A 17,460-nucleotide genomic window follows, 5' to 3' on the forward strand; every position below is an offset into this window, starting at 1 on the left:
GTCTCGCACCGGCCCAGGTCCGGGTGCCCTCGGGGCCGGACGATACGGTCGTGCAATGCGTGGCGCCGTGAGTTTCGTGGGAGCTGGACCGGGTGCGGCCGACCTCATCACCCTGCGCGGGGCGAGCCGGATCGCCGAGGCGGACCTGGTGCTGTACACGCCGGGCACGACCGATCCGGTGTGGCTGCGCGGCCAAGTCCGCGTCGACGCCGAACTGGTCGACCACGCGCGCCTGGACGCCGACGAGCTCGCCGAGCTGTACCGCAGGCTCGCCAGCCGCCGCCACCGCGCGGTGCGGCTGGTCGCGGGCGACCCCGCGCTGAGCCCGGACCTGCGCGAGCAGCGCGAGCTGTGCGGGAAGCTGGGGCTCGACGTCGAGGTCGTCCCGGGTATCTCGCCGGTTTCGGCCGCCGCGGCGGCGACCGGCAACGCGGTCACCGAGCTGGGCGGGGTGGACACGTTCGTCTTCACCGAGGCCGAGTTCGACCGGGTGCGGGAACTGGCCGTCGAGGGGCGGACGGTCGCGGTGCACGCCCCCGCCGCCCGCGCCGCCGAACTGGCCGAGGCGCTGGCCGGGCTCGACCCGGAGGTGCCGGTGGTGGTCGCCTACAAGGTGAGCCGGTCCGACGAGGTGCTGCTGCGCACGACCCTCGGCGAGTTGGCGGCCGAGGTCAAGGCCGCCAACCTGTGGCGGCACGCGCTGTTCCTGGTCGGCGACGCGGTGCGCGAGTCCAAGCCGCGAGCCGGGTACGCGCCGCGCGAGTCCGAGCCGGGCCGCCGCTGGACGTCCCGGAGCTGGCGGTCGGCCAAGTCCGGCGAGAGCTGGTCCAAGCGGGGCAACGGTTCGGTGGCGGTGGTCGAGGCACCCGAGCCGGAGACGCCCGAACCCGAGGCCGACGTGCCCGAGCCCGCGCCGAAGCCCGCTGCGGCCGCCAAGACCACCAAGCCCGCCGCTGCGGCCAAGAAGCAGCAGCCGCGCGCCCGGACCACTACGGCCAAGCGGGCACCCCGCAAGTCCTGACCGGCCGGTAGCGCTGTGGTCGAATACCCGCCATGACGGTGACCGTGGTGGGGTTCGGGGACTCCGGTGCGTTGGTGGCCGCGCTGGCCAAGGCCGATGTGGTCGTCGGCCCGCGCGCGTTGTCCGACACCGGCGACGAGCGCGTGTTCACGACACTCGACGAGTCCGCGCTGGAAGCGTTGAGAACGGCCGAATCCGCCGTAGTGGTCACCGACGGCGATCCCGGCTTCTTCGGTGTCTTACGCACTCTCCGCGCACACGGCTTACCTATCGCCGTAGTACCAACGCTCACCGACGTGCAACGTCTCGCCGCCACACTCGGACGGCCCTGGGACGACATCAAGGTCGTAAGCGCGCGCGGTAGGGACTACCGCCGCGCGGTTAACCTTTGCCGCGCCAACAAGGCCGTCGCGGTCCTGACCGCCCCCGGTGCCGGTCCCGCCGAACTCGGCGCGGAGTTGGTGGGCTGGCGCCGAACCCTCACCGTGGTCGAGGGAGTCGGCGGGTCCGCCGAGCAGTTGTCCACTGTGGACGCGGCGACCGCCGCGCGGCGCGTGTGGCGCGAGCCCACTCTCGTCCTGTGCCTCGCCGATCCCGAGTCGGCGGGCCACGACACCTGGATCGCGGGCGGCGACCCGGTCCCGCCGCCGTCCTGGGCCCTGGACGAAAGCGCTTTCGCCACCCGGGAAGGTGTCGTCCTCCCGGCTGAGGCCCGCGCCGTCGCCCTGTCCCGCCTGGCACCCCGACCCGGCACCCTGGTGTGGGACGTCCACGCCGGTGCGGGCGCGGTCGCCGTCGAGGCGGCCCGGCTCGGTGCCGCCGTCATCGCGGTGGAACCGGACCCGGGCCTCTGCGTGCGGATCGTCGCCAACGCCGCCGCGCACGCCGTCGACCTCCTCCTGGTCGACGAGCCCCCACCCCGGTCCCTCGCCGACCTGCCCCGCCCGGACGCCATCCACCTCGGCACCACCGACCCCGACGTCGTCCGCGCCTGCGCCGCCGCCAACCCGGCCCGGCTCGTCATCACCGCCGACGACGGCCTCGACCAACTGGGCCGCACCCGCGCGGTCCTCGCCGACGCCGGCTACGCCCCGGACGCCTGCCACCTCACCGCGACGCGCCTCGACGGCAGCACCACGGCCCGCTCCACGTTCCTGATCTGGGCCGCCCGCGACTGATCGCTTAACCGCGCGGATCGCGAACTGGTCTACGTCGGTGCGCGGATAACGCCCGGTCAACCCCGTGTGTCCGGTGGAAAACGCGGGAACCGGCTTGGCGCCGCGCCAGTTCGCCGTCGGAGCCGCGGGAATTCCGGTGAATCACGTGCCTTGCCGCCCGCTCGAGGTCGGGAGTCACTGGCCGGAACGCTTGTGCGCAAGGAAAAACGCAACTTGCCGATCGAAAGTGGATCACCGGCTTTTCGGCCCACGACGGTTATCGGTTGACCATTCAAGAAGGACGCCCCACGTCCGTTGTCGACCGGCGCAATCGTCCCGGGAGCGCTCCCCGGCAATGTGCCGAACCGGATCGCGCAACAGGTTCGGCACAGTGGCCCACGGACCGTTGCTAGACCAATAGGATCGCCGCAGGGGTTCGGGACGAGCGGAGAAATTGTGAACACTGCGCGAACTGTTCGACTCTCCCGGCGGTCGCTCTTAGCCGTCGGCGTGGGACTCGGCGCCGGGCTCATCGCGGGCTGCCAGGCGCAGGGCGCCCCGCCGCCCCAGACCGCCCAGCCGCTCACCGACTCCACCGACGCCCAACCCGTCGTCACCGACCGCGTGCTCTCGCCCGGTCGGTACCGCGAGGTCGACATCGTCATCATCCGGCCGACCGGCGTGCGGGCCTCCTTGCCCGTCTGCGTGGCCCTGCACGACCGGCCGGGCGGCGCCAAGGCGTTCCTGGAGTACGGATTGCCCGCCATGCTCGACAAGGTCGTCGCGAGCGGCGCCCCGCCCTTCGCGGTCGCCGCCGTCGACGGCGGCAACTGGGTCGGCGACAAGGACGACGAGCCGCAGCGGATGCTCAACCAGGACCTCCCCGGCTGGCTGACCTACCACGACCTGGCCAGCACCCCGTTCGCCGTGATCGGCGTCGGCGAGGGCGCCTCCGGCGCGTTCAACCAGGCCAAGAACCCCGGTTTCGCCGCGGTGGCCATGATCAGCCCCGCGCTGTTCGACAGCTGGGCCGACGCGGACAAGAGCAAGATCTTCGACGATCGCGGCCAGTGGGAGCGGTCGGAGCCGCTGCGGCACAGCACGGAACTGGGCAACGTCCCGCTGGGCGTGTGGTGCGGCACAGAGGCGCCGAACATCGCGCGGGCCCGGCAGCTCGCCGAGCGCGCCAAGGCGGCCAAGGCGTCGTTCACCCCCGGCGGCCACACCCCGGACTACTTCAAGACCGCGCTCCCCGAGGCGCTGGCCTTCGCCGCCGAGCACCTGTAGGGCCCCTCCGCGCCGTTACAGGTGGGCGGCTGACTGTGGGGTAGGACTTATGGGACACAGCCCCGGGGTGGGCGCCGGGTAGCCTTGCTTCCTCGCGTGGACAACCCGCGCGCGTGAACTGGGGACCTTGACGCGATGAGTGAGCAGCACGAGCCCATGCCCGAGATGGCGCCGCAGCCCGCCACCGACCACACCGGGGCGCTGCGGCTGGGCATCGTCCCCCTGCGGCCGCTGAAACTCGGCGACATCCTCAGCGGCGCGTGGCAGGCGCTGCGCCTCAACGCGGGGGCGCTGGTCGGGGTGTCGCTGCTCGTCACGGCGGCGTCCGAGGTGCTCACCCGCCTCATCGCGGGCGCTTCGGCGAGCAGCGCCACCCAGGTGGTGACGTCCACCGCGGTCGACTCGACGAAGGTGAACTGGTCCGGGCTGTGGTCGCTGCTGGGCAGCTTCGGCCTCCTGATCGTCATCATCGGCCTGTTCAGCGTGGTCATCTCGGGCGTGGTCAACGTCGTGGTCCCGCGCGCGGTCTTCGGGCACGGCACGAGCGCCTCGGCCGCCTTGCGCGGGCTGCGGCCGTCGGTGGGCAAGCTCATCGGGGTCAGCCTGCTGTCCTGGCTCGTCTACCTGCTGATCGGCGCCATCGCGGTGTTCGGCATCGTCGCGACCGGCCAGTCGGGCTCGCTGCTCGTCCTGCCGGTGTTCGGCATCATCGCCTACCTGGCCACGGCGTGGTCGTTCGCGCCGTCGGTCGCCGTGGTCGAGGGCCTCGGCCCGGCCGAAGCGCTGGCGCGGTCCAAGTCGCTGGTGCACGCGGTGGGCTGGTGGCGGGTCTTCGGGTACATGGCGCTGGTGGGCGCCATGACCGGGCTCGTGCTCGGCGCGCTCACGGCGCTGCTGGCCACGGTCACCCACGACAACGGCGCCGTCGACGCGGTGGTCACGATCCTGGCCACCACCGTGATCACGCCGTTCACGCAGACCGTGCAGACCCTGCTCTACGTCGACCACCGCGCCCGCACCGAGGGCATCGAGGGCCTCTGGCGCGTCGCGGGCTGATCAGCCGAACACCAGGTCCGGGTCCTCGATCCGGCCGTGGCGCAGCAGGGCGACGTCCCTCGGGTAGTTCTGGTACAGCCGCCACGGCGGTGCCTCGCCCTGGCGCGGCATCAGGTGCACCGTCCGCCGCACGTAGGTGGAGGTGAAGTCCACGAACGGCTCCGTCGCCTGCCCCTCCGGCGGGCGCGGCGTCACCCGGCTGAGCCCGCGCTCGCGCATGTGGATGATCAACCGGCACACGTACTGGGCCACCAGGTCGATCTTGAGCGTCCACGACGCGTTGGTGTAGCCCATGGCCACGGCCAGGTTCGGCACGCCGCCGAGCAGCATCCCCTTGTAGGTCACCGTGTCCGAGTAGTCGACCTCGACGCCGTCGACGGTGATCGCCACCCCGCCGAACGGCACGACGTGCAGACCCGTCGCGGTGACCACGATGTCGGCGTCCACGTGCCCGCCGGAGGCCAGCGCCAGGCCGCGCTCGGTGAACGACTCGACCCGGTCCGTGACGACCTCGGCGCGGCCCGTGCGCAGCACCCGGAACAGGTCCCCGTCGGCGGCGAAGCACACCCGCTGCGTCCACGGGTCGTAGTCCGGCCGGAAGTGCGTGTCCACCGGGTAGTCCGCGGGCAGTTGCCGACGCGCGCCCCAGCGGATCAGCTTGCGCACCAGGGCGGGCCTGCGCCGCGCCAGGGTGAAGAACGACAGCGCGAACAAGGCGTTCTTCCAGCGCAGCACCGGGTGCGCGACGCGACCGGGCAGCACCCGGCGCAGCAGCCCGGCGACCGGGTCCCGCGAGCTGAGCGAGACCACGTAGCTCGGCGACCGCTGCACCATCACCACGTGCGCGGCCCGCTCGGCCAGCGCCGGGACCAGGGTGACGGCCGTGGCACCGCTGCCGATGACGGCCACCCGCTTCCCGGTCCAGTCCAGGTCCTCCGGCCAGCGCTGCGGGTGCGCCACCGTCCCGCCGAACCGGTCCCGACCGGCGAACTCCGGGGTGTGGCCGTGCTCGTAGCCGAAGAAGCCCGCGCAGGAGAACAGGAAGCCGCACGTCATCCGGACCGTCTCGGAGCCGTGCGCGGCGGTGACGGTCCACCGGCCGGTCGCGGAGTTCCACTCGGCCGCGGTGACCCGGTGGTCGAAGCGCACCAGGCGGTCGACGCCGTACTCGCGGGCGGTGTCGACGATGTACTCGCGGATCGACGTCCCGTCGGCGATCGCCGACGCGCCCGGCCAGGGGCGGAAGGAGTAGCCCAGCGTGTACATGTCCGAGTCCGACCGCACGCCCGGGTAGCGGAACAGGTCCCACGTGCCGCCGATCGCCGACCGCGCCTCCAGCACCGCCACGCTCGCGTCCGGCACCCTGGTGCGCAGGTGGCAGGCGGCGGCGACACCGGACAACCCGGCCCCGATGACCAGGACGTCGACGTGCTCGTGCGGCATGGCGCTCCTCTCCGGCGGATCCGGCCCGATCCGGCGGGCACCGTACCAATCACCCAGCGTCATACCCGGTCGGGCGGCACCCGGTCACCCGCCCGGTCACCTCGATCACACTGTCGTGCGGCGCACTCCGGTCCGGTGGGTCCCACCGGGCATGCTGTCCGGCATGTCAGTGGAGCAGCACTACCTGGCCGGCCTCGACCTCGCGGGGCGCCGCGTCGTCGTGGTCGGCGGCGGCACCGTGGCGCAGCGGCGGCTGCCCCGGTTGGTCCGCTCGGGCGCCTCGGTCGAGGTCGTCTCGCCGGAGGTCACCCCGTCCGTGCAGGCCATGGCCGACGCCGGTGAGGTCACCTGGCACCGCAGGCCCTACCGGGACGGCGACCTCGCCGACGCGTGGTACGTGCTGTGCTGCACGTCGGTCACCGAGGTCAACGCCGCCGTGGCCGCGGAGGCCGAGCGGGTGCGGGTGTTCTGCGTGCGCGCGGACGCGGGCATCGCGGGCAGCGCCGTCACCCCGGCCACCGGGGACCACGACGGGCTCCTGGTCGGCGTGCTCGCCCAGGGCGACCACCAGCGCTCGGCCGCCGTGCGCGACGGCCTGCTCGACGCCCTGCGCGAGGGCCGGGCCAGCGCCCAGGACCGGCAGCCCGCGGGCGTGGCGCTGGTCGGCGGCGGGCCGGGTGACCCCGAGCTGATCACGGTGCGCGGCAGGCGGTTGCTGGCCCGCGCCGACGTGGTCGTGGCCGACCGGCTCGGCCCGCGCGACCTGCTCGACGAGCTGCCGCCCAACGTGCTGGTGATCGACGCGGCCAAGATCCCCTACGGCCGCGCGGCCAGCCAGGACGCGATCAACGAGGCACTGGTCGAGCACGCCAAGGCGGGCCGGTTCGTGGTGCGGCTCAAGGGCGGCGACCCGTACCTGTTCGGCCGCGGCTTCGAGGAGCTCATCGCCTGCGCCAAGGCGGGCGTGCCGGTGACCGTGGTTCCGGGCGTCACCTCCGCGTTCGCGGTGCCTGCGGTCGCCGACGTGCCCGTGACGCACCGCGGCGTCGCGCACGAGGTGGTCGTCGTCTCCGGCCACATCGTCCCCGACGACCCCGCCTCGCTGACCGACTGGTCGGCGCTGGCGCGGCTCACCGGCACCATCGTGCTGATGATGGGCGTGGAGAAGCTGGCGCGGTTCACCGACGCGCTCATCGCGGGCGGTCGCCCGGCCTCGACGCCGGTCGCGGTCGTGCAGGAGGGGACGACCCACGCCCAGCGCGTGCTGCGGTCGACCCTCGACGCGGTGGCCGCCGACGTCGAGGCCCAGGGGTTCCGGCCGCCCGCGGTGACGGTGATCGGTCCAGTGGCTGGGATGGTCGGGGAACTCGCGTAGCGTTAACCCGAAATCTCCCCCGAGATCTCGGCGCTGGGGCATACTGGAAATCTCGGAAGCCGTGTCCGGACACGGTTTTGGGCGGCGGGACCGGAGTCCCGCCGCCCAAGAGCCCTGATGGGACCGGGTCTGCCCGTTGCCGCGTGCGGTGGCGTCGGCGGGCGTGCCAACCCCAACGCGTCCCCGGGGGTCGTCGACGAGCGCGGATACTCGTCGTCGGCCACCGGACGGCCGCGGAACCACTGGTCCCCACCCCATCCCCGCCACCTCGGTGGCGGACACGGGTTCCCACTCACCCTGACCGTGTCCGACGGACCGGCGCTAGTCCGGCCACTCCCAGCGCGCGCAGAGGATCCCGGGACCGAAGTCCAAGGCCACGGCGTGCGCCTTGCCGTCCAGGGTGACGTCCAGCTTGCGCCGGTTCGTCACCTGGTCGTCCATATCCACGGTGTACTGCTCCAGATACGCGGGCAGCGCCCGCGGGTCGAAGCGCAGTTCCAGCACGAACTCGCGGACCGGACCCGGGAACTTCCGGCAGTAGCTGTCGTCGCCGCGCGAGTACGGCGGTCCCGGGTGCCGCAGGGAGTAGTCGACGATCGTCGTCTCGCCCCGGTTCAGCGGCTGGTCCAACAGGATCTCCGCGGCGACCAGACCCGCCGCGGGGTCTTGGGCGACACGCCCGATCCGGCACGTGTCACCCGCGACGATCTCCGGGAACGGTCTCCCGGGGACCTCCAGGTCGTACACCATCAGCGTGCGATCGGCCCCATCCCGCTCGGCGCGGAATACCTGGCGGATGTGCAGGGCCTTCTCGCCGCGGTCGACGGCGATCTCCATCTTGTCGTGCTGGCTGAGCTTCGTCAGCGCGGCGTCCGTCGTGAAATCGATGCGCTTGAGCAGGTGCGAGACGGGCTCGCTGTTGCCCCACAGCGCCTCGACCGTCAACCGGGATGACTCCCGGTTGACCCGCCCGCGCGGTCGCGGCGGCCCCAGCAGGGCGATCAGCGATCCGGTGGGCACCCCGAGGACGTCTTCCAGGTGGCCGAGTGCGGCCAAGGACTCCGCGCGCTCCGGCCTGCGGCGCCCGGACTGCCAGTAGCTCAGCGCCGTGACGCTGATCGACACCCCGCGGGCACGCAACCGGTACTGGATGCGGTCCAGGCTCAAACCACTGGCCTGGATCGCGGACCTCAGCGCGGTGGGGAAAGCGTCCGCCGCCAGCGATTCCGGCTGGTCGGCGGTCAACGCATGGCGAACACTCCCGTTCTGGTGAAGCTCACGAACTGGCTCGCGGGTGATACCGCTACCCATGTTCACTCCCTGGGTTACCCCTTACGCCCTGTCGGTCACATTACGTCCTAGGGGGCCCGCTGGATAGCGTCAGTGTTAATTCATGGGTAACCAGTTCGCTGCCTGGCGTCACCGGATAGGCTGAACGGCCCCGGTGCTATACCGCCGATCAGTCGGCGTTTCACCGCCAAAGGGTTCACTTCGTTCCCGCGCGTTCCCAGACATCGCGGCTGGTCGGGAAGGCTGGAAGCGCTCGCGGAATCCTGCCGGCGGTCGCGGCGCGGCACCGGTTAGCCTGACCGGCACACGCGCGGGACGCCGTTGGCTCGATCCCGCGCACGATCCCAAGATCTGGACAGGAGAGCGCACACCGTGATCCGCACGCACGAGGCCGGAACCCTCCGCGCCGAGCACGCCGGGCAGACCGTCACCCTCACCGGGTGGGTGGCCCGCAGGCGCGATCACGGCGGGGTCATCTTCATCGATCTGCGCGACGCCTCCGGTGTCTCCCAGGTGGTCTTCCGCGAAGGTGAGATGGCCGAGCGCGCGCACCGGCTGCGCGCCGAGTTCTGCGTCAAGGTCGTCGGCGAGGTCGCCGCCCGCCCGGCGGGCAACGAGAACCCGGAGATCCCCACCGGCGCCATCGAGGTGCTGGTCACCGAGCTGACCGTGCTCAGCGAGTCCGCGCCGCTGCCCTTCCCGCTCGACGACCACCTCAGCGTCGGCGACGAGGTCCGGCTCCGCTACCGCTACCTCGACCTGCGCCGCTCCGCCCCCGCCAAGGCGCTGCGGCTGCGCAGCGAGGTCAGCCGGGTGGCCCGCGACGTGCTCAACACCGAGCGGTTCGTCGAGGTCGAGACCCCCACGCTGACCCGCTCCACGCCCGAGGGCGCGCGCGACTTCGTGGTCCCCGCCCGGCTGCGGCCCGGCTCCTGGTACGCGCTGCCGCAGTCGCCGCAGCTGTTCAAGCAGCTGCTCATGGTCGGCGGGCTCGAGCGGTACTACCAGATCGCCCGCTGCTACCGCGACGAGGACTTCCGCGCCGACCGGCAGCCCGAGTTCACCCAGCTCGACATCGAGATGAGCTTCGTCGACCAGGACGACGTGATCGCGCTCAGCGAGCGGATCATCGGCGCCATCTGGCGCGAGCTGACGGGCCACGACATCGCCGCCCCGCTGCCCCGGCTCAGCTACGCCGAGGCCATGTCCCGCTACGGCTCCGACAAGCCCGACATCCGCTTCGCCGTCGAGCTGACCGAGCTGACCGAGTACTTCGCCGACACCCCGTTCCGCGTCTTCCAGGCCCCGTACGTCGGCGCCGTGGTCATGCCGGGCGGGGCGAGCCAGCCGCGCAAGCAGCTCGACGCCTGGCAGGAGTTCGCCAAGCAGCGCGGCCACAAGGGCCTGGCCTACGTGCTCGTCGGGGAGGACGGCACCCTCGGCGGCCCGGTCGCCAAGAACCTCTCCGAGGCCGAGCGCGACGGCCTGGCCAAGGCCGCGGGCGCCGAGCCCGGCGACTGCGTGTTCTTCGCCGCGGGCCACCCCGACGACGCCCGCGCCCTGCTCGGCGCGGCCCGCCTGGAGATCGGCCGCCGCTGCGGGCTGATCGACGAGTCCGCGTGGGCCTTCCTGTGGGTCGTCGACTTCCCGATGTTCGAGGAGGCCTCCCGCGCCGAGAGCGCCGGTGACGTCGCCGTCGGCGGTGGCCGCTGGACCGCGCTGCACCACGCCTTCACCTCGCCCACCCCGGACTGGATCGACCGGTTCGACCAGGACCCGGGCAACGCCCTGGCCTACGCCTACGACCTCGTGCTCAACGGCAACGAGATCGGCGGCGGGTCGATCCGTATCCACAACCGCGACGTGCAGGAGCGGGTCTTCGACGTCATGGGCCTGGACCGGGAGACCGCCCAGGAGCAGTTCGGCTTCCTGCTCGACGCGTTCTCCTACGGCCCGCCCCCGCACGGCGGCGTCGCCTTCGGCTGGGACCGCATCGTCATGCTGCTGTCCGGGGAGTCCTCGATCCGCGAGGTCATCGCCTTCCCCAAGACCGGCGGCGGCTTCGACCCGCTGACCAGCGCCCCCGCGCCGATCTCCGCCGAGCAGCGCAAGGAGGCCGGGGTCGACTTCAAGCCCGCGCCGCCCAAGCCGGAGACCGCGAAGCCGGAACCCGCCGCGCAGTAGGCGCCGGTGCTGCACCTGAGGGCGATCTGCCCGCCCGGGATCACCGAGCGGGCGGTCGCCCTCCTGCGCGAGCACGCCGGTGCCACGCACCTGGTCCTGTTCCGCGGCGCGGCCGTCGAGCCCGCGGGCGACGTCATCGAGGCCGACGTCGCCCGTGAGGCCGCGGACGAGATCCTGGCCGCGCTGTGCGGGCTGGGCGTCGACCGCGACGGCGGGCTGACGCTGGAGCAGGTCGACACGTCGCTCTCCGACGCCGCCGACCGCGCCGAGGAGGCCGCGCCCGGCGAGGCGGCGGACGCGGTGGTGTGGGAGGAACTCGTCGGCCGCACCGGCGAGGAATCCCGCCTCAACACCACCTTCCTGGCGTTCTTGACCATCGCGTGCCTGCTCGCCGCCGTCGGCGTGATCACCGACTCGCCGGTGACGATCGTCGGCGCGATGGTCGTCGGCCCGGAGTTCGGGCCGCTGGCCGCGGTGGCGGTCGGGTTGGTGCGCCGCCGGTTCGACCTCGTGCGGCGGGCGCTGCTCGCGCTGGGCGCCGGTTTCCCGTTGGCCATCCTGGTCACCGCGGGCGGAACGTGGTTGGGCAACTACACGGGGTTGTTCGACGCGTCCGTGATCTCCGGCGACCACGACGTCGACTTCGTCTACGAGGTGGGCCCGTGGTCGCTGGTCGTGGCCCTGTTGGCCGGGGCGGCGGGCATGCTGTCGATGACCTCCGCCAAGTCCGCCGCGCTCGTCGGCGTGTTCATCTCCGTCACCACCGTGCCCGCCGCCGGTTACATCGGTGTGGCCGCGATTCTCGGTGAGTGGGACAAAGTCGCGCGTTCCGCCGGGCAGCTCGCGGTCAACCTGGCGGGGATCGTGCTGGCCGCGGCCCTGGTACTGCTGTTGCGGCGCAACAGGAGCGCTCCCGACATCCGGGAAAGGCCGCTTTCCCGGGGTTGACCTCCCCGCCGAGTGGGCACCCTTTGGTGGGTGGTGTGCGCGAAACACGATCGACGTCGTTATTTCTTGGCGGGCGCCTCGTGTCGGGCCCGCCCCGCCCACTACGGTCATCTGGGCGAGAGTGCTGACTGGGCCGGACCGGCCCCCTACGATCGGGAGTAGGGTCAGAGGAGATGAGTGTGGAGATCGCCGCCGATCCGCCGGAAACCGGCGAACCGGGCGGTACCGGCGTAGTCGACCACCCCGCCAGCGCGGAGGTGTTGGCGACCGTCGTGGCCGCCGAGTCCGTGCTCAGCAAGCGCTTCGGCGCGCGCATCCGACTCGCCGAACCCGAGGACCTCGGCGGCAGCGAGCGCTCCATCGTGCTGCGCGTCAAGGTCGCGGCGAGCCCCTTCTCCCTGCCGCGCACCCTCGCGGTCAAGCGGTACGTCGAACGGCCGGACACCGGTTCCCGCGACAGTTGGGTGCGCGAGGCGGTCAGCTACCAGCTGTTCACCGCGCTCGCCGCCGAGGACCGGATGTGCCCGGAGCTGTTCGCCCACGACCGCGGCACCAGCCTGCTGGTGCTGGAGGACCTGGGCCGCGCGCCGACGCTGGCGGAGAAGCTGCACGGCGACGACGCGCGCGTCGCGGAGGGCGCGCTGCTGTCGTGGGCGCGGTCGCTGGGCAGGCTGCACGCCAGCACCGCGGGCCGTGAGGCCGATTTCGACGCGCTGCTGCGCAGGCTCAGCCCGCCCAAGTCCAAGGACCCGCTCACCGTGGACGGTCCGATCGCGGTGGAGGCGCTGCCGCTGTTACTCCGCACCGAGTACGGCGTCGCCACCTCCGACGCCGCGCTCGACGCGGCCCGGGCGACACTGGCCCTCTTGGACACCGCCCGGCACCGGGCGTTCAGCCCGTCGGACTCCTGCCCCGACAACAACCTGATCACCAACCGGGGCGTCCGCTTCCTCGACTTCGAGGGCGGCTGCGTCCGCAACATCCTCTTCGACGCGGCCTACCTGACGGTCCCCTTCCCGTCCTGCTGGTGCGCCTACTCCCTGCCGCCGGGCATGACCGACGCGATGCTCGCCGCCTGGCGCGCCGAGATCCGCGTGATGTGGCCGGACCTCGACGACGACGAGGTCCTGCTGCCGCGGCTGCTGGACGCGCAGGTGTTCTGGGTGTGGCTGACCACCTGGCAGTACCTGACGGTGCCGGACGTGGAGCAGTTGGGCTCCGGCGGCGCGGTAGCCCGACCGCACCAGGCCGACGTGTTGGTGGCCCGCTGGGCCGGTTTGGCCGCGGCCGCACGCCGAGCCAAGTCGGCGGCGGTGGCCGAGCACGCCGAGTCGGTCGTCACGGCTCTCACGCGACGGTTCGGCGAGCGTTCGCTGCCGCTCTACCCCGCGTTCGACTAGCACCGAAGACTTCTCCGGTCCGTCCCCGTGCGGACACCGGGTCCTCACCGCCGGTGAGCCTGTGCGCCGCAAGGTTGAGCCCGTGACCGCGGTGGGATTCGAACGCAACGCTGTCGAGCATCCGACGTGGACCGCCCGCACCCTGGCAGTCCTCGGCGACTCCACGTCGGTGGGCCTCGGCGACCCCCTCCCGGGCGGCGGCTGGCGCGGCGTCGGCCCGCTGCTCGGCGCCGCCCTGGGCGCCGCCGTGCGCAACGTGTCGGCGCCCGGCGCCCGCCTCGCCGACGTCCGGGGCACCCAGTTACCCGAGGTGCTCAACACCCAACCGGACGCCGCCATCCTGATCGCGGGGATGAACGACACCCTCCGCTCGGACTTCGACCCGTCGGCGATGCGCGCGGACCTGACGCACACCGTGAACAGCCTGCACGCCGCGGGCACCGTGGTCGTGCTGGTGCGCTACCACGACCACGGCAAGGTCTTCCGCATGCCGGAGTCCCTCCGCAGGGCCCTCCGCGACCGCATCGACCGCCTCAACGCCGTGATCGATGCGGTGTCCGCCGAAACCGGCGCCCCCTACCTGAACCTGGACACCCTCCCCGGCGCCTACCAGACGACGACGTGGAGCGTCGACCGCCTGCACCCGTCGGAACTGGGCCACCGGATGCTGGCCAAGGGATTCGCGGAAATCCTGGCCCACAAGGGATGCGCGATCCCCACACCGGTCAGCCTCACTTGCGAGGGCGGCCTCCAGGCAGGCCCCCTGGCCCACGTGGCGTGGCTCATCATCAAGGGCATCCCCTGGCTCTGGCGCCGAGGCCAGGACCTCGTCCCCTACGCGATCTCGATCATGCTCCAAGCCCGCCGCGACCGCCTGAACCCCCAAACCGCACCATCCGCCGCCGACCTTCTCACCCCCGAAACCCCCGACCTGAAAACCACCTGACCCACCCGACCAGGCCAACACCTCAGCCCGTACCACCGCTTCCCACGGCGGCCGGCTCTGGCGGCACCAGACCTGGATTCGTCGCCGCGCACTCGAGGCACGGGCCAGAACCCGGACGACAGCGCGGACGACCCCACTTCGGCTTTCCCGCACCGACCGCGGCGTTGAACCTTGAGCCGCCAGTCGACGGCCGCGATCGGTGGAGACATCAAGAGAACGTGCGAGAAGCCTGTCGATGACAGGTGAGGCCGACTTGATCGGAACCCGGCCTCCCAAGCCATACCTCGGCCCCGTGGAATGGTGCTGGAGCGGGGTTCCCGGCCACAGCCGGGATCGCAGCTCCAGCCTGGCTTGGTCCAGACTCGGGCTCTCGGCGATGGACTTGGCCCAGTCGGGTGGAGCTAAACAAGGCTCCTGGAAGGAGTCGGACCGTGGCTCCAGCCGTGGCTTGGTCCGGATTCAGGCTTCCGGCCATGGTGTTGGCCCCGTTGAATGGAACTTGTGCAGGGCTCTTGGACGCCGCCTCACCACCGCCGTGGCTCTAGTTGTGGTTGCGTTCCCTGCCAGGGCTCGGCCCCGTCGAGCGGAGTCAAGCAGGGCTCCTCGACGCAGCCGGGACCACGGCCCTAGCCGTGGCTCGATCTGACCAAGGCTCCCCGCCCATGGCCGCGGCCTCGTCGAGTAGAGCTGAAGCAGAGCTCTTGGAGGCAGCCGGCGTCGCGGCTCTAGCCGTGGCTTGGTCCGGGCTCATGCTCTCGGCGATGGCCTTGGCCTCGTCGAGTAGGGCTGGAGTGAGGTTCCCGGTCGCAGCCGGGATCGTGACTTCACCCGTGGCTTGATCTGGGCCAAGGCTCCCGGCCGTAGCCGCAGCCTCGTCGAGTGGGGCTGGAGCAGAGTTCCCATAGGCAGCCAGCACTATGGCTCCAGCGGCGGCTTGGTCCGGATTCAGGCTTCCGGCCGTCGTCTCGGCCTCGTCGAGCGGAGCTTGTGCACGTTTCCTGAAGGCAGCCAGCGCCGCAGCTCCAGGTGCGACCAGGTCCGGACCCGGTCGCTCAGCCGTAGCCGCAGCCTCGCCGAGTGGGGCTGAAAGCAAGGCTCCTCGAGGCGGCCGGGACCGTGGCTTGACCTGACCAAGGCTCCCGGCCGCAGTCGCAGCCTCATCAGTGGAGCCTATGCACGGCTCCTGGAGGCAGCCAGCGCCGTGGCTCCAGCTGTGGCTTGGTCCGGACTCGGCCATCGGCGATGATCTCGGCTTCGTCGGGTGGAATTGCGGCAGGGTTCCTGGACATAGCCGGGACCGTGGCCGGAGCTGGGACGAGGCTCCCGGTCGTAGCCGCAGCCTCGTCGAGTGGGGCTGAAGCAGGGGCCCGACCGCAGCCAGCGCCGTGGCTCCAGCTGCGCTTTGGTTCGGATTCAGGCTTCCGGCCATGGTCTTGGCCTCGTCGAGCGGAGCTTATGCAGGGTTCCTGGCCGCACCCGATGCCGTGGCTCCAGCCGAGGCTTGGTCCGGACTTGCCTTCCCCGCCAGGGTCCCGCCTTCGTCGAGCGGAGTGACAACAGGACTCCTCGACGCAGCCGGGACCGCGGCTCTAGCCGTAGCTTGATCCGGGCCAAGGCTCCCCGCCCGTAGCCGCAGCCTTGTCGAGTGGGGCTGAAGCAGGGGCCCGGCCGCAGCCAGCGCCGTGGCCCCAGCCGCGGCTTGATCCGGAGTTCCCGCGGTGGTTGGTGCCGCGACCGGAGCCGAAGCCGGAGCCCGAGCCGGAGATCGGACTCCCTGCCACAGCCTGGCCGCAGCCACAACCGGACTCCCTACCGCAGCCCCACAACCCAGCGGGAGTCCTGCCGCCCCTGACTTGCCGGTGCGGCGCGTGCCTGGTGTAGCGGCACGGGTGGTCACCTTGCTGGCCGAGGACGATGGCGCGGTGCACTGAGGGTGGACGAGTTCCGCGTGCGGGTGTGACGCGTTCCGGCTCGCGGGCCCCTTCCGGCAAGGAGAGCGTTGCGGTCAGGTGCGGGATAGCTGGAAGCCTCGGTTCCCCACCATTGCCGCAATCAATATCCGCGCGGTAGGAGCTCTGCGGTCGGAGTCGTCATCAAGCCTCGGCGAACCCGCTACTCACCTCTCTTCCGGACGTCGCCCGACTTCTTCGGCATCAAAGGCGTCACCTCCTCCCCAGCACCCGTCCCAGCGCGCCGAGTACTAACTCGACCCGGTCGGGGCGGGCGTTGTGGCCCATGAGCCCGATTCGCCAGACCGAACTCGCGAAGGCGCCGACTCCCGCGCCGATCTCGATTCCGTACTCGGTCAGCAGCGCTTCCCGGGTCTTCGCCGAGTCCACCCCTTCCGGAACCCGCACGGTCGTCAGTTCCGGAAGCCGATAGCCCTCCGCGGCGAACAGGGACAGGCCCAGCTCGGCCAGGCCCTCGTGCAGCCGCGCGCCCGCTGCCTGGTGGCGCTCCCACACCGCTTCCAGGCCCTCGTCCAGGATCCGGCCCAGGGCGGCGTGCAGGGAGGTGATCATCGCGACCGGTGCCGTGTGGTGGTAGGTGCGCCCGCCGCTGGAGCCGTCGACGTAGGCGCCGATCAGGTTGAGGTCGAGGTACCAGGTCGGCGGGCGCGGCACCCGCCGGTCCCACGCGCGCGGTGACACCGTGAACGGGGCGAGGCCCGGTGCCACGCCGAGGCACTTCTGCGTGCCCGAGTACGCGATGTCGACGTCCCACGCGTCGATCGCTACCTCGATGCCCGCCAGCGAGGTCACGCAGTCCGCCAGCACAAGAGCCCGCTCGTCGCGCTTGTGCACCGCCAGCGCCAGTTCCCGGATGTCGCTGCGCACCCCGGTTGAAGTCTCGGCGTGCACCGCGGCCACCATCGACGGCTCCGGGTGCGCGGCCAGCACCCGCTCGGTGTCGACCGGTGTGCCCCAGTCGTGGTCGACGCGCACGACCTCGGCCCCGTAGCGGCCCGCCACCTCGACCATGCGCTCGCCGAAGAGCCCGTTCACCCCGACGACGACCACGTCGCCCGGGCGCGCGAAGTTGGCGAACGCCGCCTCCATGCCGATCGACCCCGTGCCGGACAGCGGCAGCGTGCGCGCGTTCTCCGTGCCCCACGCGCGCCGCAGCCGCGCGCAGGTCTCGTCGAGCACGCGCAGGAACTCCGGGTCGAGGTGGCCGAGCAGGGGAGCGGACAGCGCGGCGGTGGCCTCCGGGTAGGGGTTGGACGGTCCGGGGCCCAGCAGGGTGCGATCGAGAAGTGGCATGTCGATGACTTTACGGAGCGGCCGCCGGGGCCGCTCGAAGTTGTCCACAGCCCCGAACGAGTGACTTGCGGAACACCAGCCGCTCATGAG

General features: G+C 71.9%; 12 protein-coding genes. 9 read left to right on the top strand and 3 right to left on the bottom strand.

Annotated features, from left to right (window positions below; all coding sequences use genetic code 11):
• Window positions 1-55 precede the first annotated feature (55 nt).
• From V5P93_RS09255 to V5P93_RS09270, 4 genes are all read left to right on the top strand, one after another.
• On the top strand, window positions 56-1,021 hold the full coding sequence (locus V5P93_RS09255) for a cobalt-precorrin-4/precorrin-4 C(11)-methyltransferase (RefSeq protein WP_104482337.1): 966 nt from the start codon (window positions 56-58) through the stop codon (window positions 1,019-1,021).
• 32 nt (window positions 1,022-1,053) lie between these two features.
• The gene (locus V5P93_RS09260) at window positions 1,054-2,199 is read left to right on the top strand and encodes a bifunctional cobalt-precorrin-7 (C(5))-methyltransferase CbiE/decarboxylating cobalt-precorrin-6B (C(15))-methyltransferase CbiT (protein ID WP_104482336.1); all 1,146 of its coding nucleotides are present in this window, start codon (window positions 1,054-1,056) and stop codon (window positions 2,197-2,199) included.
• A gap of 435 nt (window positions 2,200-2,634) precedes the next feature.
• On the top strand, window positions 2,635-3,465 hold the full coding sequence (locus V5P93_RS09265; protein WP_146108287.1) for an esterase family protein: 831 nt from the start codon (window positions 2,635-2,637) through the stop codon (window positions 3,463-3,465).
• Window positions 3,466-3,600: 135 nt separating this feature from the next.
• The gene (locus V5P93_RS09270; RefSeq protein WP_104482334.1) at window positions 3,601-4,521 is read left to right on the top strand and encodes a hypothetical protein; all 921 of its coding nucleotides are present in this window, start codon (window positions 3,601-3,603) and stop codon (window positions 4,519-4,521) included.
• On the opposite strand, the gene V5P93_RS09275 is transcribed toward V5P93_RS09270, so the two are convergent.
• Window positions 4,522-5,964 carry an NAD(P)/FAD-dependent oxidoreductase gene (locus V5P93_RS09275; protein WP_104482333.1) on the bottom strand — a complete coding sequence of 481 codons (1,443 nt, stop codon included), beginning with the start codon at window positions 5,962-5,964 and terminating at the stop codon, window positions 4,522-4,524.
• A gap of 163 nt (window positions 5,965-6,127) precedes the next feature.
• Here V5P93_RS09275 and cobA point away from each other — a divergent pair, with 163 nt between their 5' ends.
• Window positions 6,128-7,339, top strand: a complete 1,212-nt coding sequence (gene cobA / locus V5P93_RS09280; RefSeq protein ID WP_104482378.1) for a uroporphyrinogen-III C-methyltransferase — start codon at window positions 6,128-6,130, stop codon at window positions 7,337-7,339.
• Window positions 7,340-7,660: 321 nt separating this feature from the next.
• Here the strand turns inward: cobA and V5P93_RS09285 are convergent, their stop codons facing one another.
• Window positions 7,661-8,584 carry a helix-turn-helix domain-containing protein gene (locus V5P93_RS09285; RefSeq protein WP_104482332.1) on the bottom strand — a complete coding sequence of 308 codons (924 nt, stop codon included), beginning with the start codon at window positions 8,582-8,584 and terminating at the stop codon, window positions 7,661-7,663.
• A gap of 417 nt (window positions 8,585-9,001) precedes the next feature.
• Between V5P93_RS09285 and aspS the strand changes: the two genes are divergently transcribed.
• From aspS to V5P93_RS09305, 4 genes are all read left to right on the top strand, one after another.
• Complete coding sequence (gene aspS, locus V5P93_RS09290; protein WP_104482331.1) at window positions 9,002-10,813, top strand: aspartate--tRNA ligase; 1,812 nt, start codon at window positions 9,002-9,004, stop codon at window positions 10,811-10,813.
• Between the two features lie 6 nt (window positions 10,814-10,819).
• A complete protein-coding gene (locus tag V5P93_RS09295; protein WP_104482330.1) occupies window positions 10,820-11,761 on the top strand; it encodes a DUF389 domain-containing protein in 942 nt (313 codons plus the stop codon).
• A gap of 179 nt (window positions 11,762-11,940) precedes the next feature.
• A complete protein-coding gene (locus V5P93_RS09300; RefSeq protein ID WP_219824146.1) occupies window positions 11,941-13,161 on the top strand; it encodes a hypothetical protein in 1,221 nt (406 codons plus the stop codon).
• An 82-nt stretch (window positions 13,162-13,243) separates the two neighbouring features.
• Window positions 13,244-14,107, top strand: a complete 864-nt coding sequence (locus tag V5P93_RS09305; RefSeq protein ID WP_219824144.1) for an SGNH/GDSL hydrolase family protein — start codon at window positions 13,244-13,246, stop codon at window positions 14,105-14,107.
• 2,162 nt (window positions 14,108-16,269) lie between these two features.
• Here the strand turns inward: V5P93_RS09305 and V5P93_RS09310 are convergent.
• The gene (locus V5P93_RS09310; RefSeq protein ID WP_104482376.1) at window positions 16,270-17,370 is read right to left on the bottom strand and encodes an alanine--glyoxylate aminotransferase family protein; all 1,101 of its coding nucleotides are present in this window, start codon (window positions 17,368-17,370) and stop codon (window positions 16,270-16,272) included.
• Window positions 17,371-17,460 lie beyond the last annotated feature (90 nt).

The sequence above is a fragment of the Actinokineospora auranticolor genome (assembly GCF_041897805.1).
GTDB classification, from domain to species: domain Bacteria; phylum Actinomycetota; class Actinomycetes; order Mycobacteriales; family Pseudonocardiaceae; genus Actinokineospora; species Actinokineospora auranticolor.